Annotated in this window: 24 protein-coding genes and 4 tRNA genes; 2 read left to right on the top strand and 26 right to left on the bottom strand. The window is 31.0% G+C overall.

Translation table 11 applies throughout. The features are described 5' to 3' along the window. Positions 1–51: 51 nt before the first annotated feature. Positions 52–2,085 (bottom strand): tetratricopeptide repeat protein, encoded by a 2,034-nt coding sequence (locus MWH28_RS08000; protein ID WP_248618837.1) that lies wholly within the window; start codon positions 2,083–2,085, stop codon positions 52–54. 223 nt (positions 2,086–2,308) lie between these two features. On the opposite strand from MWH28_RS08000, the gene MWH28_RS08005 reads away from it, so the two are divergent. Continuing rightward, positions 2,309–2,536: an alpha/beta-type small acid-soluble spore protein gene (locus MWH28_RS08005; RefSeq protein ID WP_248618839.1), complete on the top strand. Its 228-nt coding sequence runs from the start codon at positions 2,309–2,311 to the stop codon at positions 2,534–2,536. A 61-nt stretch (positions 2,537–2,597) separates the two neighbouring features. Further along, positions 2,598–2,819, top strand: a complete 222-nt coding sequence (locus MWH28_RS08010) for an alpha/beta-type small acid-soluble spore protein (RefSeq protein ID WP_248618840.1) — start codon at positions 2,598–2,600, stop codon at positions 2,817–2,819. A gap of 59 nt (positions 2,820–2,878) precedes the next feature. Here the strand turns inward: MWH28_RS08010 and MWH28_RS08015 are convergent, their stop codons facing one another. From MWH28_RS08015 to MWH28_RS08135, 25 genes are all read right to left on the bottom strand, one after another. Continuing rightward, entirely contained in the window at positions 2,879–3,157 is a 279-nt protein-coding gene (locus MWH28_RS08015) for a hypothetical protein (protein ID WP_248618842.1), read from the bottom strand. A gap of 143 nt (positions 3,158–3,300) precedes the next feature. After that, positions 3,301–4,128, bottom strand: coding sequence for a sigma-70 family RNA polymerase sigma factor (locus MWH28_RS08020; protein ID WP_248618843.1), 828 nt, complete (start codon positions 4,126–4,128; stop codon positions 3,301–3,303). Between the two features lie 148 nt (positions 4,129–4,276). Then, positions 4,277–4,525: a hypothetical protein gene (locus MWH28_RS08025; RefSeq protein WP_248618844.1), complete on the bottom strand. Its 249-nt coding sequence runs from the start codon at positions 4,523–4,525 to the stop codon at positions 4,277–4,279. A gap of 36 nt (positions 4,526–4,561) precedes the next feature. Then, a complete protein-coding gene (locus MWH28_RS08030; protein ID WP_248618845.1) occupies positions 4,562–4,876 on the bottom strand; it encodes a hypothetical protein in 315 nt (104 codons plus the stop codon). A gap of 147 nt (positions 4,877–5,023) precedes the next feature. Further along, positions 5,024–5,296, bottom strand: coding sequence for a DUF1540 domain-containing protein (locus MWH28_RS08035; RefSeq protein ID WP_248618846.1), 273 nt, complete (start codon positions 5,294–5,296; stop codon positions 5,024–5,026). A 134-nt stretch (positions 5,297–5,430) separates the two neighbouring features. Next, positions 5,431–6,675 (bottom strand): glucose-1-phosphate adenylyltransferase, encoded by a 1,245-nt coding sequence (locus MWH28_RS08040; RefSeq protein ID WP_248618847.1) that lies wholly within the window; start codon positions 6,673–6,675, stop codon positions 5,431–5,433. 99 nt (positions 6,676–6,774) lie between these two features. Then, the gene (locus MWH28_RS08045) at positions 6,775–7,788 is read right to left on the bottom strand and encodes a PTS sugar transporter subunit IIC (protein WP_248618848.1); all 1,014 of its coding nucleotides are present in this window, start codon (positions 7,786–7,788) and stop codon (positions 6,775–6,777) included. Positions 7,789–7,792: 4 nt separating this feature from the next. Beyond that, positions 7,793–8,635 (bottom strand): carboxylating nicotinate-nucleotide diphosphorylase, encoded by an 843-nt coding sequence (gene nadC / locus MWH28_RS08050; RefSeq protein ID WP_248618849.1) that lies wholly within the window; start codon positions 8,633–8,635, stop codon positions 7,793–7,795. Further along, positions 8,622–10,241, bottom strand: coding sequence for an L-aspartate oxidase (gene nadB, locus MWH28_RS08055; RefSeq protein WP_248618850.1), 1,620 nt, complete (start codon positions 10,239–10,241; stop codon positions 8,622–8,624). Before nadB ends, nadC begins: the two co-directional genes overlap by 14 nt. Before the next feature lie 17 nt (positions 10,242–10,258). Beyond that, a complete protein-coding gene (nadA, locus tag MWH28_RS08060; RefSeq protein WP_248618851.1) occupies positions 10,259–11,167 on the bottom strand; it encodes a quinolinate synthase NadA in 909 nt (302 codons plus the stop codon). Positions 11,168–11,314: 147 nt separating this feature from the next. Then, positions 11,315–11,836 (bottom strand): transcription repressor NadR, encoded by a 522-nt coding sequence (locus MWH28_RS08065; RefSeq protein ID WP_248618852.1) that lies wholly within the window; start codon positions 11,834–11,836, stop codon positions 11,315–11,317. Between the two features lie 178 nt (positions 11,837–12,014). Beyond that, positions 12,015–12,272: a hypothetical protein gene (locus MWH28_RS08070; protein WP_248618853.1), complete on the bottom strand. Its 258-nt coding sequence runs from the start codon at positions 12,270–12,272 to the stop codon at positions 12,015–12,017. Between the two features lie 74 nt (positions 12,273–12,346). Beyond that, the gene (locus MWH28_RS08075; RefSeq protein WP_248618854.1) at positions 12,347–13,015 is read right to left on the bottom strand and encodes a DUF421 domain-containing protein; all 669 of its coding nucleotides are present in this window, start codon (positions 13,013–13,015) and stop codon (positions 12,347–12,349) included. Between the two features lie 115 nt (positions 13,016–13,130). Further along, positions 13,131–15,674, bottom strand: a complete 2,544-nt coding sequence (glgP, locus tag MWH28_RS08080; protein WP_248618855.1) for an alpha-glucan family phosphorylase — start codon at positions 15,672–15,674, stop codon at positions 13,131–13,133. A 142-nt stretch (positions 15,675–15,816) separates the two neighbouring features. Further along, a complete protein-coding gene (locus MWH28_RS08085; RefSeq protein ID WP_248618856.1) occupies positions 15,817–17,070 on the bottom strand; it encodes a glucose-1-phosphate adenylyltransferase in 1,254 nt (417 codons plus the stop codon). Between the two features lie 49 nt (positions 17,071–17,119). Continuing rightward, positions 17,120–18,760 carry a glycoside hydrolase family 57 protein gene (locus tag MWH28_RS08090; RefSeq protein WP_248618857.1) on the bottom strand — a complete coding sequence of 547 codons (1,641 nt, stop codon included), beginning with the start codon at positions 18,758–18,760 and terminating at the stop codon, positions 17,120–17,122. 51 nt (positions 18,761–18,811) lie between these two features. Further along, on the bottom strand, positions 18,812–19,483 hold the full coding sequence (locus MWH28_RS08095) for a DUF4912 domain-containing protein (RefSeq protein WP_248618858.1): 672 nt from the start codon (positions 19,481–19,483) through the stop codon (positions 18,812–18,814). Positions 19,484–19,538: 55 nt separating this feature from the next. Further along, positions 19,539–20,999, bottom strand: a complete 1,461-nt coding sequence (gene glgA / locus MWH28_RS08100; RefSeq protein ID WP_248618859.1) for a glycogen synthase GlgA — start codon at positions 20,997–20,999, stop codon at positions 19,539–19,541. Between the two features lie 192 nt (positions 21,000–21,191). Next, positions 21,192–22,391, bottom strand: coding sequence for a HEAT repeat domain-containing protein (locus MWH28_RS08105; protein ID WP_248618860.1), 1,200 nt, complete (start codon positions 22,389–22,391; stop codon positions 21,192–21,194). Positions 22,392–22,508: 117 nt separating this feature from the next. Then, positions 22,509–22,585 (bottom strand) — tRNA-Met (locus tag MWH28_RS08110). A gap of 110 nt (positions 22,586–22,695) precedes the next feature. Then, positions 22,696–22,771 (bottom strand) — tRNA-Met (locus MWH28_RS08115). A 124-nt stretch (positions 22,772–22,895) separates the two neighbouring features. Continuing rightward, positions 22,896–22,985 (bottom strand) — tRNA-Leu (locus MWH28_RS08120). A gap of 85 nt (positions 22,986–23,070) precedes the next feature. Continuing rightward, positions 23,071–23,155: transfer RNA gene (locus MWH28_RS08125), tRNA-Tyr, on the bottom strand. A 105-nt stretch (positions 23,156–23,260) separates the two neighbouring features. Further along, complete coding sequence (locus MWH28_RS08130; protein WP_248618861.1) at positions 23,261–23,845, bottom strand: replication-relaxation family protein; 585 nt, start codon at positions 23,843–23,845, stop codon at positions 23,261–23,263. A 431-nt stretch (positions 23,846–24,276) separates the two neighbouring features. Continuing rightward, a complete protein-coding gene (locus tag MWH28_RS08135) occupies positions 24,277–24,834 on the bottom strand; it encodes a rubrerythrin family protein (RefSeq protein WP_428323574.1) in 558 nt (185 codons plus the stop codon). Positions 24,835–25,050 lie beyond the last annotated feature (216 nt).

A 25,050-nucleotide genomic window follows, 5' to 3' on the forward strand; every position in this document is an offset into this window, starting at 1 on the left:
TATTATATTACTTATTAAAATAACTAAGGGTCCAGAAATATCTCTAGACCCTTAGTTAAATATCTTTTTAAATTGTCGACTAGATGAAACTTCTGCAAAGGTTTCATCTTTTAAAATTTCATTTTTTAGATTTCGATTTAATATAATTGCTCTTTTCAATTCTTTTAAAGAGTGATTATAATCTTCTTGAATTGCATAAAGCCGAGCCAACTTATAGTATAATCGAAAATCATCTTCAAATTGTTCAATACCTTGCTTAAATATAAGCTCTGCTAATTCATATTTCGTTTTTTCTAAAGCTAAATCTCCTAATTCGATATAAGTTGATATAGAACCCCCTAACTTCTCTAAATATTCTTCAACCGTATCAGGAGAAAGTGGTAAATCCCTATATTTAACTGCAGCTAAGTGAAGATAAAATTCAACATATTTATCTCCTCGAAGATCTAAAGCTGTTTTAAATTTATTAATAGCTTCTCTTAAATCCCCAAGACGATAACATACTATTCCAAAATTAAAGATATACTCAAAATTTTTATAATTAATATCTAATAATTCTGCAAAATAAGTCTTAGCTTCTTCAAATTTCTCATTATTAGCATAAAAGATAGCCAATCTTTTTAGGACTCTTTCTTTAGTCTTTAAGCGATAAGCTTCCAGATAATTTTGAGCAGCTTGTGGGTTATTTAATCTTTCATAAGCTAAAGCTAGATTAATATAAATAAAATAATTTTTAGGAAATTCTTCCTTAAGCTCTTTTAAACAAGAAATTAATTCTTCCTCTCGACCTAATTGGTTATATAATTGATAGATCTTTGGTTTTCTAGTCTTTCTAATTAATTCTTTTAAGAATTTAATAACCTCATGATAATTGCCCAACTGATAGTTGCTGATTATAATTCCATAATAAGTTGTCAACAGATTTGGTTTTAGTTCCAGTACTTCTTTATAAATTTCAATTGCCTTATTATATTGGCCCTCTTTTTCTAAACAGATTCCAACTTTAACACTGGCTTCAAAATTATTATGATCGTATCCAAGAACTTGTCTATAATTCTGTTTAGCTTTTTCATAATTACCTACTTCTAGATGGGCTGCACCTAACTTATAAAAAAGATCTTTCCTATCAGTTTTATTTAAAACTTTTTTATCATTCTTTTCATTTAATTTATTTTTTTTCCAACTTTTATTTAAGTATGTAATGCTATTATTATAGTCTTCTTGTTTAAATTTACAATAAGCTAAATATAAATAAATATAAGGATCATCTTCTTTTTGCTTACTCAATTTTTTCAAATACTTCTCTGCTGTGTGATAATTTCTTTGTTTAAAAGAAATCTTAGATAATTTATAGATGTCTTCTTCCTTCTCTTTCAGTTCAATTAAATGTTGATAATATTTTTGTGCTTCCTCAAATTTATCTTTTTTATAACAATAATCAGCTAATTTTTTTAAAGTGGTATAATCTTGGGTTAACTTATAAGCATAAGAGTAATTAATATATGCTTTAGAATTATTTAATTTATCATAAAGATCGCCGAGTTTAATATAAACTTTGGCATCTAACATTTCTTTATCTTTCATCTTCTCCAAATAATTAATAGCTTTTTCATACTTTTCTAACTTAATAAAGCTGTCACAAAGATAATTATAAGATTTTTTAAAGACGTCTTCTTGATTATAGTTCAATAAATCATATTTTTTATTCTCATAATTGATAATATGTTTAAATAATTTTTCTGATTCAGTATAATTATTTTCCTGAATAAATATTTTACCAGCAATAAAATAAGCATCTAATAATTTAGGATATCTATTAATTAAAAAAAATAATCTTTCTTTACTTTTTTCTAGTTTTTTGTTTTGTAGATCTATTCTAGCAAAAGCTAACATTAGTTCAGGGTTATAACCTAAAATACTTCTAAATTCCCATCCAGAAAGAATAATTAAGCCAATTAACATCAATAAAGTATTAAAATAACCGCCTAATAATAAGCCTACTCCCCAATACCATTTCAAGTATTTACTTTGTAAATATTCCATTATATAATCAATTTTTGAATTATATTTTAATTTTTCTTTCATTAATATCCCTACTTTTTATAGTTCATTCAAATAATAGTTAATTTGAATTTTAATACCTTTATTCTTTACTAGTTCTTGGTTGTTTTTATTAATACCTTTTTTTGTACTAAACAAATTTATCTTTTCTAACTTAAAAATTTAAGTTTTTATTCTAAAAGTTAACTGTATTCAACTTTTCTTTTAGGGAAATATAATAACGAATAAAGATAAGGAGGTGAAAGAGATGAGTATTAGAAATAATAATAATCAGTTGGCCAACCCAATGGCTAAACAAGCAATGGATAAGTTTAAATTAGAGGTAGCTCAAGAACTTAATATCTCTGATGAATATAAGTCTGGTTATTGGGGAAATATGACTTCTAGAGAATGTGGCTCTGTTGGTGGTCAGATGGTCAAGCGTATGATTGAACAATATGAAAATCAAGTGGCTAACCAAGAACAATCTCAATAACTAACTAAAACTCCCCACCTGGTACTGATCACTTCCAAAAGTTAAATAGGGAGGTATTAAATTGAGTCACAAGCAATTAGAAGATCCAACAGCCAAACAAGCACTGGATAAATTTAAATTAGAAGCAGCTCAAGATTTTAATATCTCTGATGAATATAAGTCTAGTTATTGGGAAAATATAGATTCTCGCCCCTGTGGTTCTGCTGGTGGTCAAATGGTTAGACGTATGGTTCAACAACATGAAGATGTTGAGAAGTATAAGAGTCAAATAGATAATGATTAACTTAAAGAAAAAGGAATGCTCTCTTAAGAGAGCATTCCTTTGTTAATTATTCTATTTTTTTAATTTTGAGGTTCTTTACTTAAGAAATTCAAAATAAATTTAATGATAAAAAAATCTTTTATGGTTGTATTATTTGAAAAACCAAATAAATTATTAATGTAGCTTACTATGCTTTCAAACCTACTCTCCTTGACAAGGGGTTCTTTCGATGTAATACACTTAAGTAATTTTAAATAATTAGATTTAAGTGAAATTAAATCTTGAGTTGGTGCTTCAATAAAATCTTCATCATGTATTTTGGCTAATGTGTTTAAAAAACCTTTGGATTTTTTCTGCATTTGCTGCCCCCTTTCTTAAGTTATAAACAAATGTTATCATTTTTTTACAAAAACTACAAAAGTAATTAATAGTACTTCTTATAGTATGTTCTTTTTTAGGGTAAATATTTTAGAAATATTGTTTTTTATTCTATGGTTTCTGATTAGCTAACTACACCCAAATATGTATCTAGATTTCTGTTATAATTAAGCCGTTCTAATTTTTCTAATGCTCTATTTAATAGTTGTCTAATTCTTTCACGCGAAAGATCCAATTGTTTAGCTATTTCTTTGAATGTTCTTTCTCTTCCATCTTCTAAGCCAAATCTTAACTTAATGATTCTTTCTTCTCGAATAGTAAGATAACTTAATAACTTATTAATCATTGTTTTTAAATCATCTTCAAGAATCACTTTAATTAAATCAAATTCACTAGGTATTAATGAAAAGAGGTCACTATCTTTATTTTCTCCAATTTTATTATTTAATGAAGATATATCTTGACTTAATTCAATTAACTCACTTACTTTTTGTACAGTTAAATCCATATCTTCTGCTAACTCTTCTAAAGTCGGTTCACGTTGTAGTTGAGCTCGTAGATGTTCTTGAATTCTTTTAAGTTGATTAATATTATTTTGAACTTGAAAAGATAGTCTGATAGTTCGTCCTTGTCGTTTAATTGCTCTTCTAATTTTTTGTTCAATCCACCAAGTAGCATAAGTACTGAATCTATATCCTTTTTGATATTTAAACTTTTCGACTGCTTTAATTAATCCAATATTTCCTTCTTGGATTAAATCTGAGAAATCTAAGCCCTGATTATTATATTTTTTAGCAATGCTGATTACTAATCTTAAATTAGAATTAATTAGTTTTTCTCTAGCTTCTTGATCTCCTTGTGCAATTCTTTTTCCTAATTCGACCTCTTCTTCTTTAGAAAGTAAACGATGGCTTGTCTCTTTAAAATATATATTAATTGAATTTCTATCCATAAACAATCACTCCTTATTTAAGTTCTTACTAAAATTATAATAGATAAATTTTACGAAATTATGACAAACTTAAATATTTAAGCGAAAAAACTGATTTTTTTGTAATAATTGATAAAAAAATAAAGCACATGTGGTTTCCACATGTGCTTTATTGCTTAAAGTTTAAATTCATTGCTTTAAAGTTTAATGGTTTAATATCTTTTAACTCATCTTTAAAGTTATTTAATTCTTTATCTTTACCAGCAAATTCAATCAAAATTAAACCTTGATTTTTTTCATTATTATGCAAACCTAACCTTGTTTTTATATTTGTTCCGTATTTAGTTAATATGTTCTGAACATCTGATGCAAAATTATCTCGTTCATCAACTTGTAAGGCAATAATGGAATCTTTCATTCTTTACCTCCTCGTATATTTATATATAATTAATTTTTAAGAGTCTAAATCCAAATCTAGATCTTCTTCTTTTACCATATCTCCTAATTTTTCTTTGAGGGTTTCTAAGTCATCTTTATTTTCAATGCCTTTTTTCATATCTTCATCTAAATTATTAGCGATGTTATCTAAGCCGCTATTAGCAATAAATTCTGCAAAAGATTCTTGATCAGTTAGATATAAATCAAAAATTTGCTCTATTATTGCTATTTGGTCTTCAGTTAGATTTCCAACTCCTAAATCATTAATTAAATCAGGACTCACTCCAGCTAACTCAGCTATTTTTTCTAATTTTTCTTCTGATTCACTCATATTTTTCCTCCTTTTAATCTATTTATTCAACAATATTATATTTATGTTAAAGGTTAAGTTTTTGCAACTGAAATCAATTAGTAAATAATGGATTTTTATATAAAGGAAATAAGAAAGCAACTGGTTTTAAAACCAGTTGCTTTCTTATTAATTAGGATTGTTAGGGTTAGTTCCTCCTAAGCCTGCCTCATATTTATCATGAGGTACAAATGTCTTACAACAGCTTTGATAACATTCTGTTACAGGAGACATACCTTGTTGGTTGACTATTTCATTAGTCTCTTCTACATCCATCTCATTTGGTAGCTTTTTTGCAAAATCATCACTAACAACTAATACCTTTTCTGCTATACATAAATTAGGTTCTTCCCACCAATGACAATTATCTACTGTACAATGAACATGAGATTTTTGAGTCAAAGTAATCCTCCTAGAGTTTATTTATTAATTATAGTTTTTCTGTTTTTATGATATATTATTCTTTGTTCATAAATGACTAATCATAAAGTTACTATGGTTAATAAAAAAAGAACAGCTTTACTGTTCTTTTTTTATTATTTAATAGTAGTACCACTTGAAATAATATTTTCTTTTAGATCATTTAACTTTATCTTAGAGAGTATTCTACAGTTTCGTTCTATTTTTATCTCTGGTGGAATTTGAATGCCTTTAGCAATTATATTTAAGCCATGTCTAAGAATATCAGGTTTTTCTTGGTTTGGAGTTAAATCATCTCCAAATCCTACTTGAGCATCAGGGCCAACAGTTACATTCTTATCAATTATCGATTTATTAATTACTGTATTCTTTTGGATTTTAGTATTATGAAAAATGATCGAATCTTTTACTACAGCTCCCTCTTCAATAATTACTCCTGGAGAAATAACTGAATTTTCAACTTTACCATTAATTACTGCTCCATTAGAAACTAAACTTTCAGTTGCTATTCCCTGCTCTCCAAAATTAACAGGTGGTTCTTCACGATCTCGAGTATAAATCTTCCATTCCTGATCATATAAATCAATTTCAAGTTCTGTTTTTATTAAATCTAAATTAGTCTTCCAGAATGATTCTAACGTACCTACATCTCTCCAAAAACCTTCAAACTCATAAGCATAAACTTGATCTTCTTCAATCATCTCCGGAATAATATGGTGCCCAAAATCAGAATGTTTTTGATCACAAATCTTTTCTAATTTTTTGACTAATGCCTTAGTAGAAAAAACATAAATGCCCATTGATGCTAAATTACTAGGAGGGTTTTGAGGCTTTTCTTTAAAATCTAAGATCTTCATTGTACTATCTGGTTTTAAGATTCCAAATCTACTTGCATCTTGTTCTGGAACACGCTGAGCTGCAATAGTCAAATCAGCTCCTTGTTCTTGATGAAATGAAATCAATTTACTATAATCCATTTTATAAACGTGATCTCCAGATAATATAATTGTATAGTCTGGATCTTTTTTCTTAATATAATTTATATTTTGATAAACAGCATGTGCTGTACCTTGGTACCAGTTGTTTTTTTCTCCAGTATATGGTTGTAATAAGGTTATACCACCTATTTTACGATCAAGATCCCAAGGTCTTCCTATTCCAATATGAGTATTTAAAGCTAATGGCAAATATTGAGTTAGAATTCCAATGTTATAGATGCCAGAATTAACACAATTGCTTAAAGTAAAATCGATTAACCTATACTTTCCTGCAAACGGAACACTCGGCTTTGCTCTATGTCCTGAAAGAATATCCAGTCTAGTTCCTTTACCTCCAGCTAAAATTAATGCTAAAGTTTTCATTAATATTCACCCTTTCTTTACTGCTCTTTAATACATAATATTCTTAGAAAGGGAAAATATTACTAAAAATTGATTATAGATATTTTAATTTTAAATTAGCTAAATATCTAATAATAAATCATTATCTTTAATTAAATTAAACTTATACATAATTTTATAAATTATTAAACTTAAAACTGCAGGTAAAATAAAGTGTAATAAAATAATTGCTCCGATCACTTCAGTTCCCATTGCTTCAATAGTTCCAAACTGTCCTACTAATCCAGCAGTTCCCATTCCAGAACCGATTGGAATATTCTCTAAAGGAATAATTGTAGTGGCTATTGGCCCTAAAATAGCACCTGTTAAAGTCGGTGGTACCCAGATATAAGGGTTCTTAACTATATTAGGCATCTGTAACATAGAAGTACCTAATCCTTGGCTTATCAATCCACCCCACCCATTTTCACGAAAACTGATTACAGCAAAACCAATCATTTGAGCACTACAACCAATTGTTGCTGCTCCAGCTGCTAAACCACTTAAATTTAACATCAATCCAATAGCAGCACTACTGATTGGTAAAGTTAAAGCCATACCCATCAATACTGAAACTAAAATCCCCATTGGAATTGGATGTAACTCTGTTGTTTGAACAATCAATTGACCTAGTCCAGTCATTAAGGTATCAATTACCGGGCCAACAAAATCAGCTACTAATAATCCGGTAATAATTACTGTCATTGGAGTTAGTACTATATCAAGCTTAGTCTCTTTAGAGATTAACTTACCAAACTCTGCTCCAATTACAGCTGCTAGAAAAGCTCCTACGGGTCCTCCTAACTCGGCCCCTGCTGCTCCTGTAATAACTGAAGTAAAGATGACCAGTGGTGGTGCTTGTAATCCATAAGCTACAGAAACACCAATTGCTGGCCCCATCATATCCATTGCTACTTCACTAAACTCTACTAGTAATGATAAACCTAACTGTTCTCCTAAAACTTCCAGAATCAACCCAATAATTAAAGAAGCAAACAACCCTTTAGTCATAGCAGCTAATGCTTCAATACCATACCGCTTTAATGAAAATTCAATATTTTTGCGTTCTAAATAATTCTTAATGCTTTGAGCCATCAAATTATTCCCCCTTTAAATCCAAACTAATATCCAATGATTTTATTGTATGGGTTAAAGTTCCTAAAGAAATAATATCGACTCCTGTTTCAGCTACATTAACTAGATCATCTATTGTAATTCCTCCTGAAGCTTCCACAATTGCTTTTCCAGCAATCAACTCCACTGCTTCTTCCATTAACTCAAAGGACATATTATCTAACATAATAATATCAACATCTTCTGCTAAAGCTTCTTCAACTTCTGTTAAGTTCTCTACTTCTACTTCAATCTTTGTGGTATGAGAAAGGTTTTCTTTAATCTGTGTAACTGCCTTTTTAATACTACCAGCTGCCTGAATATGATTATCCTTAATCATTACAGCATCATATAATCCAAAACGATGATTAGCACCTCCGCCTACCTTTACAGCATACTTTTCTAAAACCCTCAACCCTGGTGTTGTCTTACGTGTGTCAACGATTTTTAGATCATAATCTGCTACTTGTTCTTGATACTTAGCAGTCTTAGTAGCTATTCCAGACATTCGCTGTAAAAAGTTGAGTGCTACCCGTTCACCAGTTAAGATCGGGCCAACGAAACCAGAAATTTTAGCTATTACTTGACCTGGTTCAACTCGCTCCCCATCAGCTACTAAAGCTTCAAATTTAAGATCAGAATCTAACTCCTTATAAACCCAACTAGCAACATCTAGACCAGCAATTACTCCACAATCCTTAGCAATTATCTGACCTACCCCTTCTTTATCCTCTCCAATCAATGCTTCTGTAGTAATATCCCCTCTACCGATATCCTCTGTAAGTGCATTCTTGATTATCTTTAAAATGTTTCTTTTAGTTAACCTCAACTCTAAACTCCTCCTGTCTATTCTCTTTTTTTAAACAAATATGCTTATTCCATTTAGAATTTTTCTCAGGAAAATCGGATCGATAATGTGCTCCTCTACTCTCCGTTCTGATTAAGGCTGCTTTAACGGCCAAATAAGCTACGATAATTAAATTCTGTACCTCAACCTCTTCTATCTGTAAAAGTGTCATTTTTAAATAGTCAGTCATTTTACTTAATTGGGCTAGTGCTTTTTTTAATCCTAATTCATTACGAACAATTCCTGCCTGCTCCATCATCAAACTCTGAATCTGATTTTTAATCTTTTCAGCTGGGATATCTCCTCTTACTTGTTGATCATAATTAAATTGTAACCAATTAAAGTCCATTTTAGGCTCATCTAAAAAGGTAGCTGCTCGATCAGCTACTTTTTTCCCATATACCAAAGCTTCTAATAATGAATTGCTGGCAAGTCGGTTGGCCCCATGTAATCCCATAGCAGCAGCTTCGCCACAGACAAATAAACCTGCTAGACTGCTTTCTCCATTCAAATTGACCTTAACTCCCCCCATCAGATAATGAGCAGCAGGAGCTATAGGGATGTAATCTTTACTAATATCAACTCCAGCCTCTAAGCAAGTTCGATAAATTGTTGGAAATCTTTCTTTAATATAGTTAGGGTCTAATTCGGTCACATCTAAATAGAGATGATCATCTGAGCTATTTTTTATCTCTTGATAGATAGCCCTTGCTACTATATCTCGAGGGGCCAACTCAGCCAAATGATGATAATCAGTCATGAAAGCCTTTCCAGCTTGATTACGTAAAATAGCACCTTCCCCTCTAACTGCTTCTGAAATCAAAAAGTTCTCTCTTTCTGCTAATTCTAGCGTAGTTGGATGGAATTGAATAAACTCTAGATCCATCACCTCTACCCCGGCTCGATAGGCCATAGCAATCCCATCTCCAGTAGCTATAGCAGGGTTAGAAGTCTTAGCATATAACTGTCCTGCTCCTCCAGTAGCTAGGATCACTGCTTGGGCCAAATAAGCTAGATATTTTTCTTGCTTTTGATCATAAGCTAAAATACCATAGCATCTATTATTTTCTGTCAATAAATCTATGGCAAAGATCTCACTGTCAACTTTAATTCTTTTATTTTTTTGAACTTGTTGGCCCAAAACCTTTCTAATTTCAGCACCAGTAGCATCACCACCTGCATGTAAAACCCGACAACAGCTATGAGCTCCTTCTTTAGTCAAAGCCAACTCTCCATTGGCTTGATCAAATTCAACTCCAATTTCAATTAACTCTTCAATTCTTTCTTGACTTTCATCAGTTAAAGTACTTACAGCTTCTGAATTAGTTAGGCCTGCTCCCGCTCTTAAAGTATCTAGATAATGTAGCTTAGGATTATCATTAGTTGCAATTGCAGCAGCAATCCCTCCCTGAGCATACTCGGTATTACAATCCTTAAGCTTTCCTTTAGTTAATAATCTTACTTTTCCTCTGTTAGCTAATTTTAATCCACTATATAAACCAGCGATTCCACTACCAATTACTAAAAAATCAGTCTTTATCTGCTCAATTTGTTGTAAATTAAAATTAGTCAAATATCTTGGGATCATATTATTCACCCCCATAATTATCCACTGATTTTTAACATTTTATCCAGTGCTTCTCGAGCCTTAATTCTAGTTTGAGAATCAACTTCAATTTTATATTGCATCTTTTCTAGGGCTTCTGCTACATTTTCCAGTGAAGTTAATTTCATGTTTTGACAGATTAATCCTTGATTTAAGAGATAAAAATCTTGATCTGGATTCTGTTGTTTTAATTTATATAAAATCCCCATTTCAGTACCAATAATAATTGTTTCAGCAGTCGATTCTTTAGCATATTTGGTTAATTGTCCTGTGCTCCCTACAAAATCAGCTAGTTCTACTACTTCTGGTCTACATTCAGGGTGAACAATGACTGGAGCTTCGGGATGAGCCTCTCTAACCTCAGTAATATACTCCGGTAACATTCGATGATGAGTAATACAGTATCCATCCCATAAAATGACCTCTTTGTCAGTTTGTTGACTTACATAATGGCCTAGATTTTGATCTGGTACAAATAAAACCTGTTGCTTATCAACTGCTTCAACAACCTCTAATGCATTAGATGACGTACAACAGATATCACTTTCAGCTTTAACTGCCGCTGAAGAGTTAACATAACAAACAACGGCAGCATCAGGATACTCTTTTTTCTTTTCTTTTAGCTTTTCAGCTGTTATCATTTCTGCCATCGGACAACCGGCATTTATTTCTGGTAATAAGACTGTTTTATCTGGTGCTAATATAGCTGCACTTTCAGCCATAAAATCCACTCCACAAAATACAATCACATCTTCTTCTATATCTGCTGCTTTCTGACTCAATCCTAAAGAGTCTCCAGTATAATCTGCTATAGCTTGAACTTCTTCTATTTGATAGTTATGGGCCAAAATTACCGCATTTTTCTCTTGTTTTAATCTTTTAATTTTTTCAATTAATTTTGATTTCATAATAGCCTCCTTAAGTAATATTTAGTGCTTTTTCAATTACTAATTTTATACTTTAATTGTTGTTATGTCAAGTGTAAAGACACCTTTATGTTTTTATATATTCATAAGTGACCATGTTCCAACTGTACAAACTTAATAAATCCTTAATCACTCATCTTCACTTAATAAAAACCCTTTTTCTTGCAACTTACTTTCAATTAGATCTAGAACTTCTTGATTTAAAGCTTCAATTGTATGTAAGTGAACTCCTTCAGTTAAAAAAGATAATGGTTTACTAGATTCATTTCTGCTTTTTTCCAAAAACTCTTCTAATTCAGCTTTACTTTGAATCATTAATAACCCTTTTAATTCGCCATAGATTGGATGTTCAACAATTACATCTTTGACTCTTCCACCATACTTAATAATTGTTTCTAACTCAGCTCTTATTTCTTTTTCTTTATGTTTGCAAGCAATCGTCTTTTGTACCATATTATTTGTAGTCTGAGACATAACATAACCTTGAGAGGTAGCTACTATTTTATGGCCTTTGGCCCTTAATAAAGCTATATCTTGTACAATTACCTGGCGACTAACATCAAATATCTCAGCTAATTTAGACCCAGTAATTGAATTGGGTTCTTGAATTAACCTGTTTAAAAGTTCCTCTCTTCTTTCGGATGTTTTCATTTTATCATTCCTCCTGAATTTAAAATAATCACTTACTTTATTCAAGAATTAATAATAAATTCCTTCAATTTCAATTAGATTAATAATTCCACTCACTAGAATTGATTGTTATAGATTATAAAAGAGCCGGCATTTAAAGTGCCGACTCTTTCTTTAGCAGAAGAATCACTGTTTAAAATTACTTTTTATTTGAATCTTTGTTGGCCCTTTTTTCTGTCTTAAAGTCCTTCGCTGCTTCAAAATCCTCAAAATCATCTGGGTTCAAATTTCTTATTCTTTCAAATTCACTTTCAGCTGTAACTCCTTTTTCTCTAGCCTCAAAGTCTTCAAAATCATCTGGGTTCAAATCTCTTGTTCCTTCAAATCTACTTCCTTCCTTATTTTCAAGCCTCTTTAAATTCTCTTGCTCTTGATTACGCTTAGAATCTTTAGCCATTTAATTATTCCCCCTTATACCTTTAGCTTTACACTTTGAAGAAATAATATAACTGGGAATAAGTTAAAAATAAACTATTTTTCAGTAACATGAAACTGTCCATTAGTTTCTAAAGTAGCTAACAATACATCAGATGGATGATTAATATTATGTTCTCTTAATTTATTTAATAACCACTCTTCATTAAGTTCTACTTCTTCTAAGCTCTTATAATTAATCACTCCATCTGCAATTAATACTATTGGTAACCCTTCATATTTAGTATCTAAATCTAAATCTTCAGGAGTTACCATTCTCTTTTGAGATTTAGGAATAATGCTTAAGTCACCAGAAGTTTCTAAAATAGCAAATTCGACATCATTAATCCTAAAAATATCTTTTTGCCGCAACTGTGCTAACAAATCATGAATTGTATATCTTGATTTTTTTAATTCTTCTTTCATGATTTCTCCATTTTTGATTATAATATTAGGGGTTCCATTGACTGTCTTTCTAATAAATTCACTCTTTAATGATAAATAGGAAACAACAATCTCTATTCCTACCAAAGTTAAAAGTGGAATAACTCCATCCCATAATGATGAGCCTCTATTTTCTATTACAATTACAGCTAATTCAGCTATCATAATGGAAACTACTAAATCAAAAGGTGATAATTCTCCAATCTCTCTTTTACCCATCAATCTAATAGCAAATAAAGTCAAAAAATATATAAAGACTGTTCTTAAAAATAATTGAAACATTTTATCGCTCCCTAAAATAACTCTACCCTAATATTTTTTACAAATTGAACAATTTTATACACTGAAAATGTGAAATTGTTTTGCCATAAAAAAAACACTGGAAGACCAGTGTTTTTTAAAGCCATTTAATTAAACCAAGTTCATGCTTTTGGGTTAATCTTTTATGGTTTGGAGTTATTCTAAATGTATAATTATAAGTTCCACTCTGGCATAATCTGACTTTAGCATTATAAATATAGATCCCATTTTTCCTTTCTTCCTTCAATTTCATAGGAATACTTTCTATTTTCTCATCATCTTTAGCAGTTGCTAGATAAACCTCAACTTTTACATCAGTTGGCTTTAAAGATCCTAATTTAACTTGAACACTCAAGTTAATATTTTCATTAATATTATAATTATGATCTGCTTGTTTTTGAACTGAAAGGTTTATTTCATGCCAATTATTTCTTAATTTAGCTTTCCATTCAGCTAATTCTTTAGCTTGTTGATAATCATGTTTCCATAACTCTTTACCGCGTTTTAATGCTGGAATATATAACCTTTCAGTATACTCTTCTACCATTCGATCTGTACTATATTCAGGGGCATTAGTAACCATTGCTTCTTTCATTCTTTTGATCCATCTTTCAGGAATACCATCTTCATTATGATCATAATATAATGGAATTATCTCTTCTTCTAATATTTTATAAATAGAATTGCTGTCAATCAAATCTTGTTCTTGATTATTACTATATTCAGATTTATGCCCAATCGCCCAGCCATTCTTACCATTATATCCTTCACACCACCATCCATCTAATACACTAAAATTAAGACCACCATTTGCTGCTGCTTTCTGACCACTAGTACCACTTGCTTCTAATGGTCTACGTGGATTATTCAGCCAGACATCAACCCCTTGAACTAAGTATCTCGCTAAATTCATATCATAATCTTCTAAAATAATTACTTTGCCTTTGAAATCATCACTTTCTGCAATATCATGAATTTCTTTAATTAGTTCCTGTCCTGGAACATCAGCCGGATGAGCTTTCCCTGCAAAGATAATTTGCACTTCTTTTCCTTCTTGATTACAAATCTTTTTTAATCGCTCCAAATCACTAAAGATCAAGTTGGCCCTTTTATACGTAGCAAATCTACGTGCAAAACCGATAGTTAATTTATCTTTGTTTAATTTTATTTCATCTTCATCTTCCACAACTTCATACCTTCTTTTTCGTTCTAAATTACTCTTATGAATATAATCAATCATCTTAACCTTTAAATCTTGATGGACTTGCCAAAATTTATTATCAGGAATCTCCTTAGCCTTCTTCCAAATTTCTGAATGCTTAATTCTATTCTTCCAATCAATCGGTAAATAATGATCTAAGAGCTTCTTCCACTCAGGTGCTAACCAAGTCAATGTGTGGATTCCATTAGTAATATACGTTATTGGATTTTCAGTCACTGGAACATTAGGCCATAATGACTCCCACATTTCACTAGCTACCTTCCCATGTAATCTACTAACTCCATTATTAAACCTAGCTAACTTTAAGGCTAGAACAGTCAAACCAAAATCTTCACACTTCTGATAATCTACACAACCTAATTGCATAAAATCTTCTTTACTAATCCCTAATTGATTCCAGTACTTTGAAAAATACTTCTCTTTAAGTTCAAAAGGAAATGTTTCATTTCCAGCTGGAACCGGTGTATGTGTTGTAAAAACTGTATTTGATGCTACTTTTTCCAAAGCTTGCTCAAAATTCAAACCTTTTTCATGAATTAATTCCCTTATTCTCTCTAGTCCTAAATAAGCAGAATGTCCTTCGTTCATATGCCAGACAACGGGTTCATATCCCATTTTAGATAATGCCTTAACCCCACCAATACCTAAAATTATTTCTTGACAAATTCTTTTTTCTTGATCTCCTTCATATAATCTAGAAGTTATTTGGCGATCATGACCTTGATTAGCTTCCAAATCAGTATCCAATAAATAAACAGAAATTCGCCCTACCTTTACCTCCCATACTTTAGCATAAACTTTTCTGTCTAATAAATCTACTTCGATTAATAACTCCTCTCCAGCTTCATCTTTTACTGTAGTAATTGGCAACCTATTAAAATTCAAATTAGGATGTAATGCTTCTTGCCATCCTTTATTATTAATTTTTTGTCGGAAATAACCATGTCTATATAACAATCCAACCCCAATAAAAGGCAATCCCAAATCACTTGCAGATTTACAATGATCACCAGCTAAAACACCTAATCCTCCAGAATAGATTGGTAATGACTCATGAAAACCAAATTCAGTTGAAAAATAAGCAATTACTTTTTGCTCATCATTGATCAGCGAAGAAAAATTACTATTAAACCATGTATCTTCTTCTTTTAAATAATTATCAAAGTTATTTATAACCTGTTTATAATTTCTAATAAACTCTTTTTTATTAGTTACTTCTTTTAAACGCTCATAATCAACTTTTGATAAAAATACAACTGGATTTTTATTGACCTCTTCCCATAATTTAGAGTCAATAATTTTAAATAATTCTTCTGCTTCTGGATTCCAACACCACCACAGATTATAAGCTAGCCTTTTTAATCCTTGAATCTCAATTGGTATTTCTGGAGTAATAGAAAAGCTACCATAAAATTTCATTATACCCCTCCATCTTATTAACTTAATTTTTATTCTTCTGTCTTAATTATTTTCTTTTTGCATTATTAATGATTATTATAACCTATTAAAGTTCAGTCAATTCAAGAAAAGAATATAGTTTTAACTAAAAAACTTATAAAAGTTAGTAACGAGGTCTAATAGTACTACCGCTTGCTACATTCTTACTGTTAAAATCACTCTTCTTGACATATGAAACAACCCTACAGTTACGACCAATTCTAACACCAGAAGGAATTTTAGCCCCTTTAGCTATCACATTCAAGCCATTATTAAGCAACTCAGGTTTTTCAAAATTGGATGTTAAATCATCTCCAAATCCTATCTGAGATTTTTCTCCGACAGTAACATTTTTATCAATGATAGCTTGATCTATAATAGCATTTTTCTTAATTACAGTATCGTTAAAGATTATAGAATCTTTAACTACAGTTCCTTCTTCAACAACTACTCCCGGTGAAATAACAGAATTTTTTACTTCCCCTTTAACTATAGAACCATTTGATACTAAACTATTAATTGCTAAGCCATTTTTCCCAAATTTAACAGGAGGTTTCCCTTCACTCCTTGTATGAATTTTCCAATTTTCATCATATAGATTAATATTTTCATTAGAATTCAATAAGCCAAGATTTGTCTCCCAAAATGATTCTAAAGTACCAACATCCTTCCAGTAACCTTCAAATTCATATAAATAAGCATCATCCTGCTCAATTATTTTAGGAATAATATGATGTCCAAAATCAGAACATTCCCGACTACAATATTCTTTTAACTTTGAAATTAAGACATCAGTAGAAAAGACATAAATCCCCATTGAAGCTAAATTACTTGGGGGGTTATCTGGTTTTTCTTGAAAATCAATGATCTTCATCTCGGTATCTGGTTCTAAAATTCCAAAGCGATTTGCTTCCTCTATAGGAACCCTTTGGGCAGCAATAGTTAAATCAGCTTGCTTTTCTTCATGATAAGATATTAATTTATTATAATTCATTTTATAAACATGATCGCCTGATAAAATAATGACATAGTCTGGATTTTGATTCTTAATAAAATTAATATTTCTAGAGACTGCGTGAGCAGTCCCCTCATACCAACCACCTTCTTTTCCTGTATATGGCTGTAATAGGGTTGCACCTCCAATCCTACGATCAAGATCCCAAGGTTTTCCAATCCCAATATGATTATTTAATGACATCGGCAAATATTGTGTTAGAATTCCAATATTATAAATTTCAGAATTAACACAATTGCTTAAAGTAAAGTCTATGATTCTATATTTTCCAGCAAAAGGCACACTAGGCTTTGCTCTATGATCAGATAAAATATCAAGTCTTGTTCCCCTTCCGCCAGCTAAAATTAATGCTAAAGTTTTCATTTCTACCCCTCCATCTATTTGTATAATTCCTTATAGATTTAAACAATTTTCAACTAAGAACCTCTATTTCTTCGCCTTGCCCCTTAATTTGAGGCATATACAACTCACTATATACTTTATAATTAATTTCAGGAAAGATATTATTATTATGTTCTAATTTATTTAACCATTCTTGATCAATACTTTCACCTTTGATCTGATTAAATAAATCAAAAAAGTGATGTATATGAGCTTTAGTTCGATTTACAGCATATTCAACCATAGTACCAGTCTTCATAATAAATGCCCAATCACTACTTTGAGCCAACAATAATTCTCGAGCCGCTTGATCAAGAGCTCTTGTAGTTAATTCATCTGGCTCATTAATTTCTGTAGCTAACTCAATCATTTTTTCTGTAGCTTGATGTAAATGGCGATAAATCCAATCATTACTGCCATCTAACCAAACATCATTATATCCTTTCGCTCCCCAACTACACATTGGAGGTTGACAAATCTGATTTTTAGGATATTTTTCTAAATAATCAATTGGCGAGATCAACTTTATACTATCTTGATCATAAGCAATCTTTCTGATTAAGAAATTTAAAAAGTTTGGCCCTTCGTACCACCAATGTCCAAATAACTCAGCATCATAAGGAGATACAATCAATGGTTTACGATCAATCAAACTACTTAAATTCTCAATCTGCTTAATTCTATTATCCATAAAATTACCAGCATGAAGTGCTGCTTTTTCTCTAGCTACTTGATGATCATAAGGTTCTTTTTCACAATCTTCTCCTGTGATTTTATAATATTTCATACCTGTATCAATTCTAATCCCATCTTCATGAATATATGGTTGAATATAATCTAGTGGTAGTTCAAAACCAATATCACGATAATACTCCCGATAATTATAATCACCAGGATACCCTTCTTGTGAGCTCCAAACTTGTTTAGAAGACTCCTGATCTCTTCCAAAAGCAGCCACTCCTGATTCGGTATAAATAGGAGCAAAAATTCCATATTTAGGTCGTGGTTCAGCATGTAAAATACCGTGTGTATCTACAATGAAAAATCTTAGATCATACTCTTTTAATATCTTTTCCACTCCTGGATAATAAGCACACTCCGGTAACCAAATACCTCTAGGTTTTCTTCCTAAATGCTTTTGATGGGTCTGTATTGCCACCTCTATTTGAGCTCTAACTGCCTCTGGATATTCTTGCATTAAAGGAAGGTACCCATGAGTCGCTCCACAAGTAATCAACTCTAAATAACCCAAATCTTGAAACTTCTTAAAACCATTAACTAGATTTTTATTATATTGGCTAATAAAAATTTCTTTACTTTTTTCAAATTGATTTAAATACATCTTTGCAGTTCGATTAATTTTAGACTGATTAGCAGTTCGTTCTATTTCTTTATAAGCAAGTTCTATTGATTTATCAAGATAATTGATATAACGTTCTTGTAATAATGAATCGGTTAACATCGAAATTAATGGGGGCGTTAAAGACATTGTTAATCTATAATCTACCCTGTCTCGATGTAAACCTTCAAAATGATTTAACAATGGAATATAAGTTTCTGTAATTGCCTCAAATAACCACCTTTCTTCCAAAAAATCTTTTTCTTCAGGATGGCGTACAAAAGGCAAATGAGCATGTAAAACTAAAGATAAATAACCTTTCTCCTCCGACATAGTCATCACTCCTCAAATTAATTATCTAGATTTATTAATCATGAATCTAATTTATTCGATTATTTCTGAACTACCTTTTAATATTGAAAAAGAACTATATCCTTCCTCTAATCTTGATAAATTAAACACTCTCTCTTCTTTTTTGATAACTTCTGGAGAACTATATCCTCTTTCTGCTAACTCTTCTTTTCCAGAGAGGAGATAAATCTTCTCTAATTTATCTTCTACAATCATCCACTCTTCATCTAAGTTATCACTGACTGTATTACGAGGTGTTTTAATTGGATTAGATTCAACTATAGGATGAAATTTTGTTTCATTATCAATGATTCCTAATTTAACTAGGTAGTTATGTCCAGGATTCAACTCATTAATATACCAGTCTCTATGCTCTAACGTAGTATTAATATCATACTCTTTACTAATTGTTAAATCGTACAACCTTAAAATCAGCGCTACCTGGGATAAGTCCTGATAACCTAATTTAGCTAAGATATGATTAGCCTGTTCAGTAGTAAATTCCCAATAAATATGAGCTGAAGTAGGGTTTTTAACCTGCATCACTATTTTATTTTCACCATACTCTTCTGCTAGTTGATATTGACTCCAAATATTACTTTCCTCAATCTCTTCAATTGACTCCTTTAAATTCCCACTAGAGCTTGTTAAGCATTCTTCTTGGTTCTGCATTTTATCTAAATTTAATCCTTCCATTTTTGACATTTCCAACTCCCTCCTTAAAATTAATTTCTCATTCCACTTATATTCTTAGTTCTAATTAATCAAAATTAGAATCAGTTCCAACTAATTTATAATAAAGTTCCACATATTCTTGAGCTGAATTTTGCCAACTATAATCAGATCTCATTGCTCTTTTAACAAGCTTATTCCAAATTTTTGGCTGATGATAAATTAACATAGCTTGCCTAATGGTATATAATAAATCGTCAGCATCATAATTGCTAAAACTGAATCCATTACCCTCACCAGTAATTTCGTTATAAGACTGAATAGTATCATTTAAACCACCAGTTTCTCTTACAATTGGAATGGTACCATACCTTAAACTGAATAGTTGCCCTAAACCACATGGTTCGTATTTTGAAGGCATTAAAAACATATCACTGCCTGCATAGATCTTTTGGGCTATTGCAACATCATATTTAATATTTGCTGCCATTTTATCAGGAAATTCTTGAGCTACTCTACTAAACATCTCTTCATACTTAGTTTGGCCAGTACCGAGCATTATGAATTGAAGTTCATTTTCTTGCAACAGATCATAAATTATCTCTTCGATTAAATCAAGTCCTTTTTGATCAACCAACCTAGATACCAATCCAATCACTGGAATATCATCTCTAACTGGCAAATCCATCTCTTCTTGCAACCTTTTTTTATTTTCATATTTACCATTTAAATTATCAACACTATAATTAACATAAATTCTTTGATCAGTTGCTGGATCATAAGTATCATAATCAATCCCATTCACTATCCCATATAAATCATCACCATTCATTCGCATTACATAATCTAACCCTTCACCAAAATAATAAGTTTTAATCTCCTCAGCATAAGTTTTGCTGACTGTAGTCACAATATCTGACATATTAATTCCCATTTTCATATAATTGACACAATTATCATGCTTTAGAACCCCTGAATCCCAATGCTTACTATCTAAGCAAAGTACATCACTTAAGATCTCTTTTCCAAAACGACCTTGATAACGCAAATTATGAATAGTATAGACTGTTTTAACATCTTTATAGAAATCATACAGTTGATAATTATCCTTTAACATAATACTTAGTGGCCCTGTTTGCCAATCATTACAATGAATAATATCTGGTTTAAACCCAATCTTAGGTAACATCTCTAAAATAGCTCTACAAAAGTAAGTAAATTGAATATGCTGATCGGGATTTTCATAGAGAGATTCACGATCAAAATAGTTTTTATTATCTATGAAGTATGTAGTTACTCCATTATTATTTAATTGATTAACTCCTACATAATTATCCCTCCAACCAACCTTAGTCCTAAAATGAAGTATATGTTCTAAATTTTCAAGATATTCATCAGAGATTTGACTATACTCTGGCATAACTACTCTAATATCATGACCTAATTCTTTAATTGCCTGCGGTAAAGAACCTGCTACATCTGCTAAGCCACCCGTTTTAGCAAAAGGGTCTACTTCTGAAGATATAAATAATACCTTTAATTTTTTCATCCTACATATTCCTCCCAATTAATCTAGTTTAAAACTCTTACAATTGCTTATTATGCCCCAATTATTTAATATTTTATTAAAAAAATTTAGGAATTTGTTCTTAGTTTATCTTTCTTGATCCATATGTAAATTCCTTCAAAAAATAGAATAAATTTTATTTATTCTGTAAACAAAAAAGAACTAACTGGATAATTATCCGGTTAGTTCTTCTTGTTCTTCATCTTCTTGTTCTTGTTTTTGTTTGATTAATTTTAGTTTATTAGTTTCGTCATTATTAGAAGTTTGATAAATTTCTTTAGCAACTTTTAATAATTTCAATGAATCTAAGCCTCTTACTTTATTTATAACATCAGGCTTTAAATCATTGGTTTCAATTGCTAAAATCAGATACTTAATCCCTTCATCTCCTGATTTAAGTAAAGATTGACAGGCATTGTTTCTGACAATCCCACTATCATCAGTCAACATTTTACATAAATAAGGAATAACCTCTTTTTGATCAAACTCCCCTAATAGTTTAGCTATTTGTGCTCTTACATTACAGTTATCATCTTCAATTTTATGAAGTAATGCTTTAAATACCTTTTCATCCTCAAACTTTGCTAAACTCTTAGCTGCCATAACTCTAATTTGTGGATCAGGATGCTGATATAGCAAGTTTATTAATGGATCAATAGCTTGCTTATCACCAATGTCCCCTAATATTTCTACAACCCAATTTAGATAGGACTTATCCCTTGATTTTAGTAAAGTTAATAGTTGTGATACACTAACAGAACCAAGCTCTAGAAAAGATTCTTTTAAAACATTTAAAGTTGCTAAGTCATCACAAGAATCTAAGTAGTTAATCAAAGTAGTAATTACTTTAGGGTTATCAAGTTTTGATAAGTTTTGAATCACTAAATTTCTAATTTCACTCTCCTCATCATATAAGAGAGGTATTAAATAATCAATAGCTTGAGTTGTTCCAATTTCTAATAAGACAAAAGCTGCTTTTTTTCTTCGTTCTACATCTTGAGCAAAAGTTTCTTCTAATAACTCTTTTAAAAAAGCATGATTGACAAAGTAGCTTTTTATCTGTCGATAAGAATTCTTTTTTAAATCTTTTTTACCTTTTAAGATTAACTCTTCTTTAAACTCAATATCTTCTATTTGATCTAATTTATTCAATGCTTGTTTAAAGTCAGTTTCAATCAAATGAATTAAATTCTTATAATCTTTATCTATATCATTACTTTCTGTTGTTTTCTTCTTTTTTAATAATAAAAGCAAACTTATAATAATAACTATACCACCTGCAACTAACAGTAGGTAATTGTAATCTTCAGCCAATAATTGTAAATAAAAAGAAATCTTAACCACCCCTTTCTGTTTATCATTATTTTTTATCATCTAGTATATTATAACAATTCAAGGTTAACTATCTTTTTTCCTGTATATTTTTTTAATTAAATAAAAAAAATCCATTCTTAATGGAATGGAAGTAACTAATAACTATTATATTTTAATTGGTAGCGGCGGAGGGACTTGAACCCCCGACTCTGCGGGTATGAACCGCATGCTCTAGCCAGCTGAGCTACACCGCCATATAAATTCAATTGACAATTGATAATGTACAGTTTACAATTAAGATCTTTTAAGACTTTGACCTTTAATTGTCAATTATCAATTGTAAATTGTCAATTTGTTTTTTTATTGGTTGCGGGGGATGGATTCGAACCAACGACCTCCGGGTTATGAGCCCGACGAGCTACCAGCTGCTCTACCCCGCGACAGTAATTCAGTTGATAGTTTATAGTGTATAATTTATAGTTAAAGTCAAATTCTTTTTATGCTTTTGAACTTTAATTAGCAACTATCAACTATCAATTATCAACTATACACTGCTCTTAAAGATGGTGCCGGGGGTCGGACTCGAACCGACACGGGCACGAAAGTCCCATCGGATTTTAAGTCCGATGCGTCTGCCAATTCCGCCACCCCGGCTTACTATAATCACTACTATACAGTCTATAAGATTTAGTTAAAAAATTCAACTAGTAATTCTTACTATAAACTGTTGGCTATTAAATGGTGGAGGGGGAAGGATTCGAACCTTCGAAGGCGTCGCCGGCAGATTTACAGTCTGCTCCCTTTGGCCACTCGGGAACCCCTCCTAAAATTAATATATTTCCTCGGTGCAACATCTGATAATATATCATAGAATTTATTATCTGTCAAGAACAAAATCTACTTTTTACTAAAAAAAATTTAAAAATCCTTTATTCAAACATACTCCAATTTAACTCTTGGTCTTTTGGTTTAGAATCAGCATCATTAGAATTAATGTTAGTTGTTTCTTCTTTGGTATCTTTATTTTCTTTTACTTCTGAAGTTTCTTCGCTATTATCCTCAATCTCTTCATTTTTATCATTATTTTCCTTTGTTCTTATTTTATTAACTTCTTCTTCTATTATTTTATTAGTTTCTTTTTCTATTTCTGATGTTAAATCTTCGACTTCAACCTCTTCAACTTCTTCTGTAACTTCTTCATTTGATTCAGCCTTCTCTTCTTTTTCTTTGGAGTTCGCTTCTTCTTTTTCTAATTCTAACAATCTCTTTCCAGTTTCAGTTAGATAATAGACTTTATTTCGACCCTGAAATTGATAAGCTACAACTAAACTGGATTCTAACTCTCGCAAAAGATAGTTGGTTGCGGATCTATTCAATCTTGCTAATCTAGCAATTTCTCTTTTTGTTAAACCTTTACCTTGATTTAATATTGGAAAAATATTTTCGAAAATTGCTTCTGCCTGGTTGGACAATTCAGCAGCTAACTTTCCAATACACTCATCGCATAATTTCATTTTATTTCCTCCTTAGTAATAGTTATTACAATATATATTCAATAGTAGATAAAGTATAACTTTAATTGTGATTTAATTACAATATTGTGGCAGTTATGTGTGTGAGTGTGGGTAAAAATAATTTTGTAGGGGCAGGTCTCCGTGCCTGCCCGTGAAACAGAAATTAGCCATATGTTTTAACGTATGGCGATCGGTTGGTAAAATAAGATTTATTAAGGCTCGAGCCACAGGTTTCAACCTGTGGTGGGATTTCGGAAGCCCGATTGGACTACAGGTTAAAACCTGTAGCTTGGACTTAAAAATAAAGGGCGAACACAGAGATTCGCCCCTACACAAACACATTATTGCACGAATGAAAAGTTACACTATATATCAATTGAACTTAAGAATAAAAAAAGACCAACTGCTTTAAAGCAGCTGGTCTTTTTATTCTAATGAAATTCCTTAAATTGTTCTGCTGATGCACCACAAACTGGACATTGATCCGGTTTGTCATCTTTCACTGTATGCCCACAAACCTCACAGACACTCACATATTCTAAATCATAATCATTTCCTGACTCCACAGCATCTTTAGCTTCATTAAAAAGCTTAGAATGAATCTTCTCAGCTTCTAGAGCATAATGAAAAGATTTGACTGCATCTTGTTCATCTTGATCTTTAGCTACTAAATGAAATGCAGGATACATCTGCTCAATTTCAAAGTCTTCTCCTGCTATTGCCCCTTCTAAGTTCTCTGCAGTTTCTCCTAGTCCAAATACTGCTCCTGCAGCAACTAAGACATCCCCTTTAATATTATCTAAGACCTCAAAGTGATTACCAGCATGAACCTCTTCAGCATAAGCAATTGCTCTAAATAGTATTCCAACCTTAGGAAATCCATCTTCTTTAGCTTTGTTGGCCCAAGCAATATAACGCTGATAGGCTTGACTCTCTCCTCCAAAAGCTGATTGCAAGTTTTGAATTGTAATATCATTATTTACCATTATGTTGCCTCCTTTGTATTTAACCTAGCTCTAAATTAATCATCATTATTATTTTTCTATAAAAATATATGATTTATACCTGCTAAATACATCATTACCAGAAATATTACATTTATTTATAATCATAGATAAGATATAATATTATAATGTTTCTAAGCCCATGAAGCATATTTCAAAACAGTTTTTAGAATAAATGTCGTTTTCTTCCTTCAAACTATA

It is taken from the genome of Natroniella sulfidigena (genome assembly GCF_023223645.1).
Lineage (GTDB): Bacteria > Bacillota > Halanaerobiia > Halobacteroidales > Halobacteroidaceae > Natroniella > Natroniella sulfidigena.

What these genes read in the sequence shown, in the direction of transcription:
- MWH28_RS08105 (WP_248618860.1), bottom strand. Translation starts at nt 22,391, where the DNA reads ATGATAAAAAATAATGATAAACAGAAAGGGGTGGTTAAGATTTCTTTT.
- MWH28_RS08020 (WP_248618843.1), bottom strand. Translation starts at nt 4,128, where the DNA reads ATGGATAGAAATTCAATTAATATATATTTTAAAGAGACAAGCCATCGT.
- MWH28_RS08070 (WP_248618853.1), bottom strand. Translation starts at nt 12,272, where the DNA reads ATGGCTAAAGATTCTAAGCGTAATCAAGAGCAAGAGAATTTAAAGAGG.
- MWH28_RS08030 (WP_248618845.1), bottom strand. Translation starts at nt 4,876, where the DNA reads ATGAGTGAATCAGAAGAAAAATTAGAAAAAATAGCTGAGTTAGCTGGA.
- MWH28_RS08085 (WP_248618856.1), bottom strand. Translation starts at nt 17,070, where the DNA reads ATGAAAACTTTAGCATTAATTTTAGCTGGCGGAAGGGGAACAAGACTT.
- MWH28_RS08045 (WP_248618848.1), bottom strand. Translation starts at nt 7,788, where the DNA reads ATGGCTCAAAGCATTAAGAATTATTTAGAACGCAAAAATATTGAATTT.
- nadA (WP_248618851.1), bottom strand. Translation starts at nt 11,167, where the DNA reads ATGAAATCAAAATTAATTGAAAAAATTAAAAGATTAAAACAAGAGAAA.
- MWH28_RS08015 (WP_248618842.1), bottom strand. Translation starts at nt 3,157, where the DNA reads ATGCAGAAAAAATCCAAAGGTTTTTTAAACACATTAGCCAAAATACAT.
- MWH28_RS08000 (WP_248618837.1), bottom strand. Translation starts at nt 2,085, where the DNA reads ATGAAAGAAAAATTAAAATATAATTCAAAAATTGATTATATAATGGAA.
- MWH28_RS08130 (WP_248618861.1), bottom strand. Translation starts at nt 23,845, where the DNA reads ATGAAATTATGCGATGAGTGTATTGGAAAGTTAGCTGCTGAATTGTCC.
- glgA (WP_248618859.1), bottom strand. Translation starts at nt 20,999, where the DNA reads ATGAAAAAATTAAAGGTATTATTTATATCTTCAGAAGTAGACCCTTTT.
- MWH28_RS08065 (WP_248618852.1), bottom strand. Translation starts at nt 11,836, where the DNA reads ATGAAAACATCCGAAAGAAGAGAGGAACTTTTAAACAGGTTAATTCAA.
- MWH28_RS08040 (WP_248618847.1), bottom strand. Translation starts at nt 6,675, where the DNA reads ATGAAAACTTTAGCATTAATTTTAGCTGGAGGTAAAGGAACTAGACTG.
- MWH28_RS08025 (WP_248618844.1), bottom strand. Translation starts at nt 4,525, where the DNA reads ATGAAAGATTCCATTATTGCCTTACAAGTTGATGAACGAGATAATTTT.
- MWH28_RS08095 (WP_248618858.1), bottom strand. Translation starts at nt 19,483, where the DNA reads ATGTCAAAAATGGAAGGATTAAATTTAGATAAAATGCAGAACCAAGAA.
- MWH28_RS08005 (WP_248618839.1), top strand. Translation starts at nt 2,309, where the DNA reads ATGAGTATTAGAAATAATAATAATCAGTTGGCCAACCCAATGGCTAAA.
- MWH28_RS08075 (WP_248618854.1), bottom strand. Translation starts at nt 13,015, where the DNA reads ATGTTTCAATTATTTTTAAGAACAGTCTTTATATATTTTTTGACTTTA.
- glgP (WP_248618855.1), bottom strand. Translation starts at nt 15,674, where the DNA reads ATGAAATTTTATGGTAGCTTTTCTATTACTCCAGAAATACCAATTGAG.
- MWH28_RS08090 (WP_248618857.1), bottom strand. Translation starts at nt 18,760, where the DNA reads ATGTCGGAGGAGAAAGGTTATTTATCTTTAGTTTTACATGCTCATTTG.
- nadB (WP_248618850.1), bottom strand. Translation starts at nt 10,241, where the DNA reads ATGATCCCAAGATATTTGACTAATTTTAATTTACAACAAATTGAGCAG.